The organism is Lysobacter sp. yr284, from assembly GCF_900107375.1.
GTDB lineage: Bacteria > Pseudomonadota > Gammaproteobacteria > Xanthomonadales > Xanthomonadaceae > Lysobacter.
In genome coordinates this window covers 256,011-270,603 of the sequence record NZ_FNPT01000001.1, presented here as the reverse complement: position 1 = coordinate 270,603, position 14,593 = coordinate 256,011, and the positions used below count along the sequence as shown (strand labels likewise).

At 70.5% G+C, this 14,593-nt stretch carries 12 protein-coding genes and 1 pseudogene; 8 read left to right on the top strand and 5 right to left on the bottom strand.

Annotated elements, in window-relative coordinates; translation table 11 throughout:
• Positions 1 to 51: 51 nt before the first annotated feature.
• From BLV01_RS00960 to BLV01_RS00930, 7 genes are all read left to right on the top strand, one after another.
• Positions 52 to 1,188, top strand: coding sequence for an XVIPCD domain-containing protein (locus BLV01_RS00960; protein WP_091793246.1), 1,137 nt, complete (start codon positions 52 to 54; stop codon positions 1,186 to 1,188).
• Between the two features lie 420 nt (positions 1,189 to 1,608).
• Positions 1,609 to 2,148 (top strand): XVIPCD domain-containing protein, encoded by a 540-nt coding sequence (locus BLV01_RS00955; RefSeq protein ID WP_091793244.1) that lies wholly within the window; start codon positions 1,609 to 1,611, stop codon positions 2,146 to 2,148.
• 34 nt (positions 2,149 to 2,182) lie between these two features.
• A complete protein-coding gene (locus BLV01_RS00950; protein ID WP_057947822.1) occupies positions 2,183 to 2,473 on the top strand; it encodes a hypothetical protein in 291 nt (96 codons plus the stop codon).
• Between the two features lie 52 nt (positions 2,474 to 2,525).
• Complete coding sequence (locus tag BLV01_RS00945; protein ID WP_254782502.1) at positions 2,526 to 4,187, top strand: type IV secretory system conjugative DNA transfer family protein; 1,662 nt, start codon at positions 2,526 to 2,528, stop codon at positions 4,185 to 4,187.
• 478 nt (positions 4,188 to 4,665) lie between these two features.
• Positions 4,666 to 5,901 (top strand): cytochrome P450, encoded by a 1,236-nt coding sequence (locus tag BLV01_RS00940; protein WP_091793242.1) that lies wholly within the window; start codon positions 4,666 to 4,668, stop codon positions 5,899 to 5,901.
• 124 nt (positions 5,902 to 6,025) lie between these two features.
• Positions 6,026 to 6,613 (top strand): hypothetical protein, encoded by a 588-nt coding sequence (locus BLV01_RS00935; protein ID WP_091793240.1) that lies wholly within the window; start codon positions 6,026 to 6,028, stop codon positions 6,611 to 6,613.
• A gap of 93 nt (positions 6,614 to 6,706) precedes the next feature.
• Positions 6,707 to 7,504 (top strand): amidohydrolase, encoded by a 798-nt coding sequence (locus tag BLV01_RS00930; RefSeq protein WP_091793238.1) that lies wholly within the window; start codon positions 6,707 to 6,709, stop codon positions 7,502 to 7,504.
• A gap of 135 nt (positions 7,505 to 7,639) precedes the next feature.
• Here BLV01_RS00930 and BLV01_RS00925 read toward each other — a convergent pair whose 3' ends face one another.
• Together BLV01_RS00925 and BLV01_RS00920 are read right to left on the bottom strand one after the other, a co-directional pair.
• Positions 7,640 to 8,794, bottom strand: coding sequence for an NAD(P)/FAD-dependent oxidoreductase (locus BLV01_RS00925; RefSeq protein ID WP_091793236.1), 1,155 nt, complete (start codon positions 8,792 to 8,794; stop codon positions 7,640 to 7,642).
• 247 nt (positions 8,795 to 9,041) lie between these two features.
• Positions 9,042 to 9,638, bottom strand: a complete 597-nt coding sequence (locus tag BLV01_RS00920; protein WP_091793234.1) for a TetR/AcrR family transcriptional regulator — start codon at positions 9,636 to 9,638, stop codon at positions 9,042 to 9,044.
• Between the two features lie 109 nt (positions 9,639 to 9,747).
• Here BLV01_RS00920 and BLV01_RS00915 point away from each other — a divergent pair, with 109 nt between their 5' ends.
• Entirely contained in the window at positions 9,748 to 10,215 is a 468-nt protein-coding gene (locus tag BLV01_RS00915; protein WP_091793232.1) for a nuclear transport factor 2 family protein, read from the top strand.
• Positions 10,216 to 10,454: 239 nt separating this feature from the next.
• Here the strand turns inward: BLV01_RS00915 and BLV01_RS00910 are convergent, their stop codons facing one another.
• The 3 genes and pseudogenes from BLV01_RS00910 to scpB all read right to left on the bottom strand — a co-directional run bounded on the left by BLV01_RS00910 (position 10,455) and on the right by scpB (position 14,489).
• Positions 10,455 to 11,642 (bottom strand): serine hydrolase domain-containing protein, encoded by a 1,188-nt coding sequence (locus BLV01_RS00910; protein ID WP_091793230.1) that lies wholly within the window; start codon positions 11,640 to 11,642, stop codon positions 10,455 to 10,457.
• Positions 11,643 to 11,889: 247 nt separating this feature from the next.
• Positions 11,890 to 13,536, bottom strand: coding sequence for a pseudouridine synthase (locus BLV01_RS00905; protein WP_091793228.1), 1,647 nt, complete (start codon positions 13,534 to 13,536; stop codon positions 11,890 to 11,892).
• Positions 13,529 to 14,489: pseudogene (gene scpB / locus BLV01_RS00900) on the bottom strand (SMC-Scp complex subunit ScpB). Before scpB ends, BLV01_RS00905 begins: the two are co-directional and overlap by 8 nt.
• Positions 14,490 to 14,593 lie beyond the last annotated feature (104 nt).

Below are 14,593 nucleotides of genomic sequence, written 5' to 3'. Positions count from 1 at the left end.
ACAGCCCGTCCGGCGCGACCGGCCACTCATTCCAGCAATCCAGGAGCCGACATGTCCTACCAAGACGTCATGAACACCATCCTGCCGCCGCAGCAGGGACGCGCGCCGCACATCACCGGCCACTACGGCGAGCATCGCGGCAACGGGCCGCACGGCGGCTCGGACTTCAACTACGTCGGCGGCCAGGCCGGGGTCAACCTGACCCATCCGACCATCCATTCGCCGGTGGCGGGCACGGTGGAGTTCGTCGGCGGCCGTTACGGCACCGTCACCATCGTCGACGGCGAAGGCAACCGCCACCAGTTGCTGCACACCCAGAGCCAGTCGGTGGTGGTCGGCCAGCGGGTCGAGCCGGGCACCGCGATCGGCACCATGGGCGGGCGCGGGCCGAACGGCGAGGCGCAGTACGCCCAGCACGTCCATTACCAGATGAAGGACGCGCAGGGGAACAACCTCAATCCGGAAGACTTCTGGAACCGCCGCCAGCACGTCGGCGGGCAGAACAACGGCGGGCACAGCGCCGCGCCGCCGGCCGCGGCCGGCGCCGACGGCGTGCTGCGCCAGGGCGAGCGCGGCGCCGAAGTGCGCGCGATGCAGGAAACCCTCAACCGCCTGGGCTATCGCGACGACCAGGGCCGGCCGCTGGCGGCGGACGGCGATTTCGGCGAACGCAGCCGCCAGGCGGTGGCGCGCTTCCAGCGCGAGAACGGCCTGCGCGAGGACGGCGTCGCCGGCCCGCGCACCCTGGACGCGCTGCGCGAGGCCGGCCCGCGCCGCGGCGGCGACGAGGCTTCGCTGATCTCCAATCCGAACCACCCCGACAACCGCATGTACCGGCAGGCGCTGGAAGGCCTGGAGCGGCTCGGCCCGGACGCCGGTTTCCGCACGCCGCAGGACCGCGAGCGCGCCGCCGCGACGCTGACCTACGAGGCGCGCATGAGCGGGCTCAAGGACATCAACCACGTCGTGCAGAACGTCAACGGCAACGGCGTGTTCGCGGTGGAGGGCGGCTTGAACGACCCGGCCCACCACCGCGTGTACGCCGACAAGCAGCAGGCCATGAGCCAGAGCGTGGAGCAGACCAGCCAGCGCCTGGCCCAGGACGCGCCGGCGCGCCAGGCCGACCAGCCGGCACAGGAAAAACAGCAGACCCAGCAGCACCAGCCGCCGCGCATGACGCTGGGCTGAGGCGGCTCGGCCGCGGCGGCGGATGCGCCGCCGCGGCGACAGCAAGCAGGCATCGCCCGGCACGGACGTCGCGGCGGCGCAGCAGTTCGACCGGTACCGGCACCGCGTCTTCGGTGGAGGTGGAGCGCCGGCATCGGTCGAGAGGATCCCGCAGGCCAGGGACGGCATCGAAGTCTCTGCGGGGTTCGCGACAAGGACGTCCCGGCTTCGTCCGCGAGGGCGGGGTAGGCACGGCAGGCTCGATCGCTAGGGAGATCGAGCCTGCCGCTGCCGCTTGCCCGGACTCGACAGCGCCAAGCGCATGGCCGGACGCCCCGGTTCGACCATGGCCACGGCAAAGGGGTAGGCTGCAGGCGGGCCTTCGATGGGCCCGCGGCGGCCGTGTATCGCGACCGGAGCCGCTCCGGCAGGGAGACGACGATGAATTCGCAGGACCAACAATTGCGGGTCGGCATCGATGCCTCCTCGCAGACCCTCGACGAGGTGCGCCGGGCGCAGCAGCGCAATCTGCTCAGCAGCCCCAGCCACCCCCAGCACGACCTGTTCTCGCAGGTGCGCGTGTGCCTGGACCGCCAGGACGCGGCGCGCCAGTTCAGCCCCGGCGAACGCGACAACCTCGCCGGCGCGCTGCTGCTGGAGGCCACCCGCGAGCGCCAGCGCGTGGACGGCGTCGCCTTCAGCCAGGACGGCAAGCGCGCGTTCGCGATCGAGGGCGACGCCGATTCGCCGACCCGGCGGATCAGCTATGTCGACACCGAGCAGGCCGCGCAGCAGTCGCTGCAGCGCAGCAGCGAGCAGTTCGCGCAACTGGCGCGCGAGCAGGACGTGCGCGACCAGCAGCGCCAGACCGAGCGCGAGCGCGACAACGAGCGCCAGCGCCAGAACCCGGAACGCAACAACGACGAGCAGCAACCGCAGCAGTCCGCGGCCGCGCGCGCATTGACGCGCGAGCGCGACTGAGCGCGCCGCCCGGCGCGCAGGCCCAGGAGGACCGATGAGCAACACCAGCGAATACCGCCACACCGTCCAGACCAAGGGCAAGTTCCAGATCGTCGCCCTGACCCGCGAGTCCGAGTTCGACCAGCAGGACGTCTACGCCTATGCGGTGATGTCCTCGGCCGGGGTCAAGCTGCGCCAGGAACTGACCCTGGGCGACGCCCAGAAGTGGATGGACGACGAGATCCTCAAGGAATTGTTGTCCAACGGCAGCCTTTCGCCGGATATGATGGCGCAATCGCGCCCGGCGGAGCGTTCCGGGCTCCGGACAGGCCGGAAGCGACGCTGACCGACAGCGGGTTCGGGGATCAAGCAGGAAGTAAAACGTGAAAGGGAAGGCGATTGGCGCCATCGTGGCGCTGCTGGCGACCGCAGTCGCGGGACTGTACCTGTCGGGCTATCTGACGCTGATGCTGCTCAAGCTGCAGGCGCCGCTGGCCTGGGACACCTATCTGCAGTACCTCAAGGCGCTCGACCTGCCGCAGGTCAAGCCCTACGCCGGCAAGATCAAGGCCGGCGGCCTGCTCGGCTTCGGCTTCCCCGTGCTGTTGTACCTGGGCCTGCTGTACCTGCTGTTCATGCCCAAGAAGCAGTCCATGCACGGCGACGCGCGCTTCGCCACCGCCGGCGACCTCGACAAGAAGGACATGTTCAAGTCGACTCCGACCTCGGTCGTGGTCGGCAAGTACAACGGCAAGCTGGTCCAGCTCAGCGGCCAGCAGTTCGTGATCCTGGCCGCGCCGACCCGTTCGGGCAAGGGCGTGGGCATCGTCATCCCGAACCTGCTCAACTACCAGGGTTCGATGGTGGTGCTGGACATCAAGCAGGAGAACTTCGACCTGACCAGCGGCTGGCGCGCGCAGCAGGGCCAGGAGATCTTCCTGTTCAACCCCTTCGCCGAAGACCGCCGCACCCATCGCTGGAACCCGCTGACCTACGTGTCCAGCGACCCGGCGTTCCGCGTCTCCGACCTCATGAGCATCGCCGCGATGCTCTATCCGGACGGTTCCGACGACCAGAAGTTCTGGATCAGCCAGGCGCGCAACGCGTTCATGGCCTTCACCCTGTACCTGTTCGAGGCCTACGACGACGCGCAGAAGGTCGGCTTCCCGTTCGCGACCCAGCCGACCATCGGCGCGGTCTACCGGCTGTCCTCCGGCGACGGCAAGAGCGAGCTCAAGCCGTTCCTCAAGGGCCTGTCGGAGCGTCCGTTCCTGAGCGCCAACGCCAAGTCCGCGTTCGCCAACATGCTGTCGCAGGCCGACGAGACCTTCGCCTCGATCCTGGGCACGTTCAAGGAACCGCTGAACCCCTGGATCAACCCGGTGCTGGACGCGGCCACCTCGGCCGACGACTTCCTGCTGACCGACGTGCGCAAGAAGAAGATGACGATCTACGTCGGCATCCAGCCGAACAAGCTGGCCGAGAGCCGGCTGATCGTGAACCTGTTCTTCAGCCAGATCATCAACCTCAACACCCGCGAGCTGCCGCAGAACAACAAGGAACTGAAGCACCAGTGCCTGTTGCTGATGGACGAGTTCACCTCCATCGGCAAGGTCGACATCATCGCCGCGGCGGTGTCGTACATGGCCGGCTACAACATCCGCCTGCTGCCGATCATCCAGAGCATGTCGCAGCTCGATGCGACCTACGGCAAGGACGTCTCGCGCACCATCATCACCAACCACGCGCTGCAGATCATCTACGCCCCGCGCGAGCAGCAGGACGCCAACGACTACTCCGAGATGCTCGGCTACACCACGGTGCGCAAGACCAACGTCACCCGCGGCAAGGAGGTCTCGCGCAGCGAGTCCGAAGAGCGCCGCGCGCTGATGCTGCCGCAGGAACTCAAGGCGATGGGCTTCGACGCCGAGGTGTTCCTGTACGAAGGCATCCCGCACCCGGTGAAGTGCGACAAGATCAAGTACTACCAGGACAAGCTGTTCACCCAGCGGCTGCTGCCGAAGGTCAACGTGCCGATGCTGGACATCCGGGTCGGCTGACCGGCCGCCCTGCAGCGCATGCGCGAACGCCGCCGGACTCCGGCGGCGTTTTCGTTTGTGGGGTGGCGAAGCGGGCGAGGGTGGCGGCGATCGGCCGCGGAGCATTGCGGCCGTCGGTCCGGTTTTCGTCGGCGCCGCGGACGGCGAAACACGCAGACGCGGCCGCGGACTTGATCTTGTTTGGCGTCTGGCGGCATTAACGATTTATTAGCAATCGCCGGAAAGGCCGCATGCTAGAACTCAAGCGCCAGGCCTTGAGGCTTGGCTTCATCGGAACAACCACGAAACGAAAAGGAGTCGTAACGTGAGCAATCTGATCCGTGCCGTGCAGGTGTCGCTGAACATGCGTGCCAACAATTCGACCCAGAGCATCCGCTCCAAGTACATCTACTGGATCTTGTTCTAAGCGACAAAGCTCCGCGTACTTCGTAGTAGCGCCAGGGATGGTCGCAGACCATCCCTGGTCTTTGGAGGCTCGATGACGCAACGCACGACGAACGCGGAAACGATTTCCATCGACCATCTGCTCGGGCGCGTCGGCCAGGAAGGACCGGTGCTCGAGTTCCAGGACGATGTGGTCGGCATCTTCGACCCGGTGTTGGCGGTCAAGGTCGACAAGGCCAATACCGACCGGCTCAGCGTGCCGGACTCGCTGATCGATTTCCTGGGGCTGCGCAAATCCAAGGATCCGCTCGCCTGGAGCGTGGTGCGCACCGTGCTGATCGAACAGTCCGGGCGGCTCTCGGAACCCGAGCACCTGCGCGGCCTCTACTCGCGCATGCAGGCATTCCTGGCGCAGCGCGCCGGCTCGGTGCGCAACCTCAGCGAACTGAGCTGGTGGACCATCTCGCAATCGCTGCTGCCGATGCTGATCGACGGCCTGGGCGAGGCCGACACCGCCGCGCTGATCGGCGAGCAGAAGGCCCGCTACAACGGCATCGTCCTGCAGGACTTCTCGCCCTGGCAGCGGATCGTGGACTTCGGCCGCTCGCGCAGGGCCGCGCGCGCAGTGAGCCGGCAGATCCGGCAGCGGCTGCGCGACGGCGGCAGCCGCGAGGATTTCCTGCAGTCGCTGTTGCCGTTGGCCGAGCGTATCGGCACCGACCGGGTCGCCTACCTGGTGTCGGTGGTGCTGGCGGGCATGTCGGGCCTGCCCGGGATCACCGCGGCCAGTCTGGCGTACGCGATGTACCGCTTTCCCGAGTGGCGCGAACGCATCCGCGCGGAGACCACCGCGCTGAGCGTGGACGCGCTGTGCGCGCTGCCGATGAAGGAGCTGCCGTGCACGGCGCGCTTCATCAAGGAAACCATCCGCGTGTGGCCCGGGTTGTTCGCGCTGCGCCGCCCGGCGTTCCACGACATCGAAGTGGACGGCATCCGGGTCAAGAAAGGCGGCGCGTACGAGATTTCCTCGTACTACCAGCACCATTGCCCGCATTACTGGGACGCGCCGGATGTGTTCGATCCGGACCGCTGGCTGGCCTCGCGCCGGCAGTCCAACAAGGGCGCGTTCGTGCCGTTCGGTTTCTCCTCGCGCGCCTGCATCGGCAGTTCCGTCGGGCATGCGCAACTGGTGCTGTTCTGCGCGCTGCTGACCCGCGATTTCGACATCCAGGTGGAGGAGCAACCGACGCCGCGGATGCAACTGGAAGGGTTCGCCATTCCGGTCGATTTCACCGGCATCGTGACGCCTCGCGGCGCGGCTGCGGCTTGACGCGCGCGGCGACGGCGCCGAAGCGCGATGGGCGGGCAACCGCGTTGCCGTGGTGCGCCGCCGTGAAGGCGTCCGCGCCGCGCGGCCTGCGGCAGCGCGCGCTTCCCGCGCGTGGCCGTCGGCCATGACCCAGCAGCTGAGCGACCAAGTCCTGTTCGAGGGCGCCGCCTGCGACTTGGTCTGCTGGGCCGGCGGCGCGCTGTTCGATCCGTTCGCACACGGCCTGGAGCCGGTCCGCAACTACACCGCGCTCGATCGCGGCTGGCTGGTGCATTACCGCGTCGACGCGCGGCTGTGGCTCGACGAGCTGATGCTGGACCATGCCGTGTCCGCGCCGTCGGCGAAAAAACCGCGTCTGGGCGCCGGGCCGGCGATCAACGGCGTGGCGCCGCGCTGCGACCGCGAGCGGGGCTTCAGCAGCTGCTACTCGGGGCTCGGCCTGCTCTTGGATTTCGGCGGCGGGCTGTTGATCGGCGACGGCGACGCCTGCGAGCGGCCCGGCCGCGGCTCGCCACCGGCCTGGAACTATATGCGCCTGCGCGAGTTGGTGTTCATCGACGGCCACCTGATCGAAGCGGTCGACCGCTCGGACATCGCCGCGGCCTTGCGCGAGCGCGAGCGCCGCTTCGGCGACGCGCGCCGGATCATGGCTGATCCGGCGGCGGACGCCTGGCGCCGGGCATTCGCTTATGACTACCGGTTCTGGGAATAGGGCGCCGGCGTACGCCATTCGCGGCGCGGGTCGCGCGCCAACGACGCGGTGGCGGGTCATAATGCCGGCAGCACGTATGCCCGGCCGACCCTCATGAACGATCTGCGCATCACCCTGATCCAAGGCGCCACCCGCTGGCACGACCCCGCCGGCAACCGCGAATACTACGGCGAGTTGATCGGCCAGGCCCAGGGCATCACCGACCTGGTGCTGCTGCCGGAGACCTTCACCAGCGGCTTCAGCAACGAGGCCATCGGCAACGCCGAGACCATGGACGGCCCGACCGTGGCCTGGATCCGCGAGCAGGCCGCGCGCCTGGGCGCCGCGGTCTGCGGCAGCGTGCAACTGCGCAGCGACGAAGGCGTGTTCAACCGGCTGCTGTTCGCCACGCCCGACGGCGCGCTGCAGACTTACGACAAGCGCCACCTGTTCCGCTACGCCAAGGAGCACGAGCGCTACGCCGCCGGCCGCGACCGGCTCAGCGTGGAATGGAAGGGCTGGCGGATCTGCCCGCTGGTCTGCTACGACCTGCGCTTCCCGGTGTTCTCGCGCAACCGTTACGACGTCGAGCGCGCCGGCGCGCTCGACTACGACCTGCTGCTGTACGTCGCCAACTGGCCGTCGGCGCGCGCCTATCCGTGGAAGACCCTGTTGCGCGCGCGCGCGATCGAGAACCTGTGCTACGTCGCCGGCCTCAACCGCGTCGGCACCGACGGCAACGGCCTGCATTATTCCGGCGACAGCGCCGTGATCGATTTCCTCGGCCAGCCGATCAGCGAATGCACCGACGAGGAAGTGGTGGTCACCACGACCCTGCAGGCGGCGGAACTGGCCGCGCACCGGCAGCGGTTCCCGGCGATGCTGGACGGCGACCGGTTCGAGCTGGCCTGAGCTTGTGCCGGCGGTGCCGCGCAGGCTGTCTAGGCCTGCGCGTACGCGCAACCGCGCGCCCGCAATGCCTATACACCGTCATTCCGGCTTTCGCCGGAACGACGGTGAACAGGAACGACGACGGCGCGCCGTGGCTCAGTAATGCTCCGACGCCCGCGAGCGCGCCGCATCGGCCTGGATTTCTTCTTCGCTCATCCCGCGCTTGTGGAAGTACACCTGCTCGGCCGCCCAGCGCAGCGGCGTGGAATTCAGCAGCAGGTCGAACGGCCAGTCGAACTGGAACCGGTCGAAGGCCCAGCGCAGCGCGCGCTTGCGGCGGAAGCGCGGGGCCGCGTCTTCGGCGATGGACTCCGGCGCGGGGCCGACGCCGCGCGCGTGCAGCGCGATGGCCTGGCCGAGGGTTTCGCCGTGCGCCCAGGCCGAATGGATGCCGCCGGCGGTGACCGGCGAGACGATGCCGGCGGCGTCGCCGGTCAGCATCGCGCCGTTGCGCGCCAGCGGGAACACCGGGCCGCCGCAGGGGATCAGCCCGGCGCGGGTGGCGGCCGGTTGCAGGTCCGGGGCGAGGCCGACCGCGTCGCGCACCCGCGCCAGGAAGCCGTCGATGTCGGGCACGCGCGCGCGCTCGGGATCGTGGCGCAGCGCCAGGCCGGCCTGCACGCCGGTCGGGTTCTGCGCGACCCAGCCGATGTAGCCCGGCGCGTAGCGCTTGCTGACGAAGCAGTGCAGGGCGCCGGACTCGGGCAGCGATGCGCCGGGGAATTCGTATTCGATTCCGTACAGGAACTCGTGGGTGCGGCCCAGGCCGGTGCGTTCGGCCACGCGCGACTTGGCGCCGTCGGCGCCGACCAGGAAGCGCGCGCGGCCGACGCCCTCGACGCGCCAGCCTTCCTCGTCGCGTTCGGCCTGGGTGAACGAGGCGCCCAGGCGCAGGTCGACGCCGTGGCGTTGCAGCTCCTGCGCGAGCCAGCGCATCAGCCGCGGCGTGTCGGTGGTGAGGAAGTAATAGCCCGGCGCGCTCAGCGCCATGCTGCGCAGGTTCGGCGAATACAGGCGCACGCGCTCGACCCGGTGCACGCAACTGGCCGGGGCGCGGCTGAGCCAGGTCTGTTCGGCCGCTTCCTTGACCACGATGCCGGTGGTGCGCAGCTTGTCGCCCGGATCGCGCTTGCGTTCCAGCACGACCACGCGCAGGCCGGCGCGCGCCGCCGCCAGCGCGCAGGCGGCGCCGGCGAAACTGGCGCCGACCACGACCAGGTCGCAATCGAAACGGGCGGTATCGGTGAGCATGGCGCGGACCTCGGCTGGGGGGTGTTGCGCCGCAGTGTGTCCGCCGAAGGCGAAGCGCGTATGGAGCCTGTGTGAAGTGGCAACGAGGGTCACGCGAAAAGCGCCTACGCGGTCGGATGAATGCGCGCGAGGGCGTTTTTCGGGAAGCGCGTCGGCGCCTGCGGCAAGGGTGCGTGCGCAGTCCCGCGTGGATTCCGGCGCGGACGGCGCCGGCCGGCGCTTGCGGGAAACGTAGTGAACGCGCCGCTCAGCGCGGCTTTTTCGCCAGCGTCGTCGCCACCACGCTGCGCAGGGCGTCCAGCGCATCGGCGGCGTCGCCATCGCAGGCCGCGCGCACGATCGCGCCATCGACCGCCACCGCGAGCGTGCGCGCGCGGGTCTCGCGCGCCGCTCCCGCCGGCAGCAGCGCGGCGATGCGCGCCTGCATCGCGCGCTTGTGCGCGCGCGCGCGCTCGAGCGCCTGCGGCAGCGCCGGCCCGAGTTCGGCCACGGTATTGATGAAGGCGCAGCCGCGGAACTGCGGATGCGCGAACCATTCGGCCAGCGTCGGCGCCAAGGCCGCCGGGTCGTCGCCGAAGCGGCGCAGGGCGGCGTCGAACCAGGCCATCCAGCGCTCGTGGCGGTAGTCCAGGAACGCCAGGATCAACTCGTTCTTGCTCGGGTAGTGCCGGTACAGCGTCACCTTGGTCACGCCCGACTCGGCGATGACCCGGTCGATGCCGGTGGCGCGGACGCCTTCGAGATAGAACAGGTCGTGCGCGGTCTGCAGGATGCGCTCGCGCGCGCTTGCGGGCGCGGCGGCGCCGGATTGGGCGGTACGGCGGTCGGCGGTGCGGGCAGGCATGGCCCGATGGTAGACCGGTTCGTCTACGTGCGCCATCGATGTAGACAGCTTCGTCTACAAGGCGTAGCGTGCAGGTAGACAAATCTGTCTACATCGACCAGGAGCCCCCATGGAACCGCGTCCGCCGCTGCCCCCGTTCACCCGCGACACCGCCGCGCACAAGGTGCGCCTGGCCGAGGACGCCTGGAACTCGCGCGATCCCGAGCGCGTCGCCCAGGCCTATACCGCCGACACCCGCTGGCGCAATCGCGCCGAGTTCGTCGAGGGCCGCGAGGCGGTCGCCGCGTTCCTGCAGCGCAAGTGGAGCCGCGAACTGGAGTACCGGCTGATCAAGGAACTGTGGGCGCACGACGGCCACCGCATCGCGGTGCGCTTCGCCTACGAATGGCGCGACGATTCGGGGCAGTGGTACCGCAGCTACGGCAACGAGAACTGGGAATTCGCCGACGACGGCCGCATGGCGCTGCGCATCGCCAGCATCAACGACCGTCCCATCGCCGCCGGCGAGCGCAAGTTCCACTGGCCGCAAGGGCGGCGTCCGGACGATCACCCGGGCCTGGGCGAGCTGGGCCTGTAGTCGGCTGGCCCCTGTAGGAGCGGCGCGAGCCGCGACCGCAGGGCGGCCGATCGCGCCGCAACCGTGGGCAAGCGTTCGCCGCCGGGCCGCTCGCGGGCGGCTGTCGTCGCAGTTGCGTTGGCGCGGTCGCGGCTTGCGCCGCTCCTGCACGGAGCGGCCGTTGTATTCGAACGATCGGGGCGCAAACGCTCCCCTTCAGGCGCGGCGCGGGCCGCGTCCGTAGGCCGGTCGGCCTGGCCTCAGACGTCCAGCCCGGCGTACACCGCATCGCGCAGGTCGAGGGTGAACTGCCCGCTCATCCCCTCCAGCGCGGTGTTGGTCAGCGCCACCACGCTCAACCCGCGCTGCGGGTCGATGAACCAGGAATGCCCGTACACGCCGCCCCAGGCGAAGGTGCCGCGCGATTGCGGGGTGGCCGCGGCGACGGGGTCGAGCAGCACCGCGGCGCCGTAGCCGTAGCCCCAGCCCGGGTCCAGGCCTTCGATCGGGGCCGGGGTGTGCGCGCGCATCATCGCGGCCGCCGATTCGGGCGCCAATGCCTCGCCGCCATCGCGGCGCAGCGCTTCCAGCAGCTTGAGCACGTCGCCGGCGGTGCCGGCCATGCCGGCGCCGCCGGAGGGGTAGGAGGCGGCCTTTTCGATCCGGCCCGGGGCGTAGCGCAGGACGCCGTCGAAGAACGCCACTTCGCTGCCGTCGTGCATGCGCAGCGGCCGGCGCGAGCCGTCGGCGGCGAGGCCGTCGCTGTAGTGCGCGGCCAGGCGCTTGTAGTCGGCGACCTGGAAGCCGGTGTCGGCCATCGCCAGCGGCGCGGCGATCAGCTCCTGCACCAGCTGCGGCAGCGGCGTGTCGGTGGCGCGCGCCAGCGCTGCGCCGAGCACGTCCAGGCCCAGCGAATACTTGAAGCCGGTATCGGGCGCGAAGCGCAGCCGGGTGGCGCCGAGGCGGCGCAGGTTCTCGTCGATGTCCAGGCCGGGCTGGTCGAAGCCGTCGGACACCTCGTGGATGTCGTAGTCGCTGCCGGCCGGCTCGCCGAAGCGGTAGCTCAGGCCGGAGCGGTGGGCGAGCAACTGGCGCAGCGAAATCTCCGGCGCGCTGCCGTCGGCGAGCTGCGGGCGGAACTGCGGCAGCCAGCGGGTCGCCGGCGCGTCCAGGTCGATCCGGCCCTGCTCTGCCAGCTTGAGCGCCGCGGCGGCGACGATGGGCTTGGTCACCGAGGCCAACAGGAAGATCGTGTCCTCGCGCATCAGCCGGTCGGACTCGCGGTCGGCCTGGCCGGCGGCGCGGCGGTAGACCGGTTCGCCGTCGCGCGCGACCAGGACCACCGCGCCGACCAGGCGGCGTTCGGCCAGGGCGCGGTCCAGGGCGTCGTCGACGCGGTCGCGCAAGGACAGGGCCGCGACGGGCACGGCGGAGGCGGGAAGGTTCATGACAGGCACTCCTGCGCAGGGACGCTACGAAAATGGCAGGAATTGTGCATTGCACAAGTGACCGTGGCGAAACACTGCGGTGTCGCCCGACGGATTGCGCGCGGGCGGTCGTGGGCGCAGGGATTCGCTGTTGTTTGCCGATGTTGCCGGCTGGTTTGCCGGCGTTGTCCGATATGCGCCGGCTTCGGAGACGACGAAGGGCGCTCGCGCGCCCTTCGTCGGTCACCTCGGTACGGCCCGCTGGCGTTTAGCCGCGAGGGCCGCGACCGCCACCGGGGCGTCCGCCGCCGCGCGGGCCGCCCGGACGCGGCGCGCCGCCGGGACGGGCATTGCCGCCCGGACGGGCGTTGCCGCCGCCGCCCGGACGAGCGCCGGCGCGACCGGCGCCCGGCTTGCCGCCGGCCGGGCGGGCGTTGCCGCGCGCGGGGCGCTCGCCGCCGTAGGGGTTGAAGCCGCCCGGATTGGCGTGGTCGGAGGGGAAGCTCGGGGCGTTGCCCGGGTGGCCGTAGGGCCGCGCCGCGCGCTGGCCCTGACCCTGGCTGCGGCCGCCGTTGCCGGCACCGCCGCCACCGCCGTAGGGGCTGTTGCCGCCGCCCGCGCCGCCGAAACCGGCGCCGCCTTGGGAGCGGCCGCGGCCGCCGGCGCGCGCACCGGCACCGGCGCCGGCCGGCTTACCGCCGCCGCCGCCGCCCTTCTTGCCGCGGCCGTCGGGATTGCGGTGGCCGCTGGGGCCGGTCTCGACGCCCTCGGGCACGTACCAGGTGCGGAACGCTGCCGGATTGCCCTCGGGCAGCGGCTTGACGCCCTTTTCCTTGCGGGTCTTGAACGGCTTGTTGGACTGCTTGGCCGCGGCTTCGCCGCTGACCGTGAGCCCGCCGTGCTTGCGCGGGCCGCCGCGGCCGCGGCCGCCGCGGTCTTCGCGGACATGGTCGAAGCGGCGCAGCTCGCGGCCCTCGTCGGCGGTGTTGTGGCCGCCGACGTAGCCGTGCGCGCGTTCGCCGGACAGGTGCACGGTCGACTTGGCCGCCTTGCGCTGGCCGATCACCGGCTGCAGGGTCAGCGCCGAGGGCTGGCCTTCTTCCAGGCCCAGCTCCTTGCGCAGCGTCTCGACCTTGTCGCCGGCCAGTTCCTGCGAATGCCCGCGCAGCAGCTCGCGCGGCAGCGCCACGCCGCCGTAGCGGATGCGCTTGAGCCGGCTGACCTGGCAGCCCTGCGATTCCCACAGGCGGCGCACTTCGCGGTTGCGGCCTTCCTTGACCACGACCCGGAACCAGTCGTGCGAGTCGGTGCCGCCGATGCGTTCGATCTCGTCGAACTTGGCCGGGCCGTCCTCGAGCGACACGCCGCGGGCGAGGCGGTCGACCAGATTGTCCGGCACGGTCTCCTCGCCCTCGGGAGCGCGCACGCGGCAGACGTATTCGCGCTCGACTTCGAAGGAGGGGTGCATCAGCGCGTTGGCCAGCTCGCCGTCGGTGGTGAGCAGGAGCAGGCCGGTGGTGTTGATGTCGAGGCGGCCGATCGCGATCCAGCGCGCGCCCTTGAGCGCGGGCAGCGAATCGAAGATGGTCGGGCGGCCTTCGGGGTCTTCGCGGGTGGTGACTTCGCCTTCGGGCTTGTTGTACATCAGCACGCGCGAGGGTTCGGTCAGCGCGCTGGCGACGAAGCTGCGGCCGTCCAGTTCGATCTTGTCGCCGCCCTTGATGCTCACCCCGACCTGGGCGGTCTCGCCGTTGACCTTGACCAGGCCGTCGGCGATGCGCTGCTCCAGGGCGCGGCGCGAGCCCAGGCCCGCTTGCGCGAGCACTTTGTGCAGGCGTTCTTCCAGGCGCGGCGCTTCGGCCGCGGCGTCGCTGGCGCGCTTCAGGGAAAGCTTGCGACGGGTTTCTTCAGTCATTTGTCTTGCTCCGGCCGGTCGTCTTCGGACTCGGCCTCTGGTTGCGGAACGTGCTCGCTAAGAGCGTCGGTCGTCGTCTCGACGGCGTGTTCGCTTTGTTCGTGTTCGTTCGCGTCCGCCGCGCGCTCGCCCGGCGCGGCTTCGGGGTCGTCCGACAGGACGGTGTGTTCGGTGTCTTCGTCCGTCGCCGCGGCGGGCGCATCGGCGGACTGGGATTCGGGGATTTGCTGCGGCGCCGCGTCGGCCTGCGCTTCGGCGTCGTCGCCGGCGGCGTCGGGGTCCTCGCCCTCGGCCGGCGCCTCGTCGTTGGCGGCGCGTCCGGCGTCGGCCGGCGCGTCCGCGCCTTCGCCGGGGGCTTGCTCGCCCTCGGCGGCGATGCCGGCCGGGATCGGCGCGCCGTCCAGCGGCAGCTGCGGCTCCAGCTCGCCGATCTCCTTGAGCTCCGACAGCGGCGGCAGGTCGTCCAGGCGCTTGAGGCCGAAGTAGTCGAGGAAGGCCTTGGTGGTGCCGAACAGGGCCGGCTTGCCGGGTACGTCGCGGTGGCCGACCACGCGGATCCACTCGCGCTCTTCCAGCGCCTTGATGATGTTGCTGCTGACCGCCACGCCGCGGACCTGCTCGATCTCGCCGCGGGTGATCGGCTGGCGGTAGGCGATCAGCGCCAGGGTTTCCAGGGTGGCGCGGGTGTAGCGGGTCTGGCGCTCGGTCCACAGCCGCGCGACCCAGGCGTGGACGTCGGCCTTGACCTGGAAGCGGAAGCCGGAGGCGACCTCGACCAGTTCCACGCCGCGCTCGGCGCAGCCTTCGCGCAGCGCCTGCAGCGCGCTCTCCACGCTGTCCGGCGGCGGCGGCTGGTCCTCGGGGAACAGCGCGTGCAACTGCGCCAGCGACAGCGGCTGGTTGGCCGCGAGCAGGGCGGCTTCGACGATGCGGGTGATCAGCGGTTGGTCCATTACAGCCGGGATTCGGAAGTCGGGAACGGGGAAGGGACGGGGCCGCGGGCGGCCGGGTGGGGCGGGTGCAGCGGTCGGGGCGGGCGCGCCGGGTTGCGGGTCCG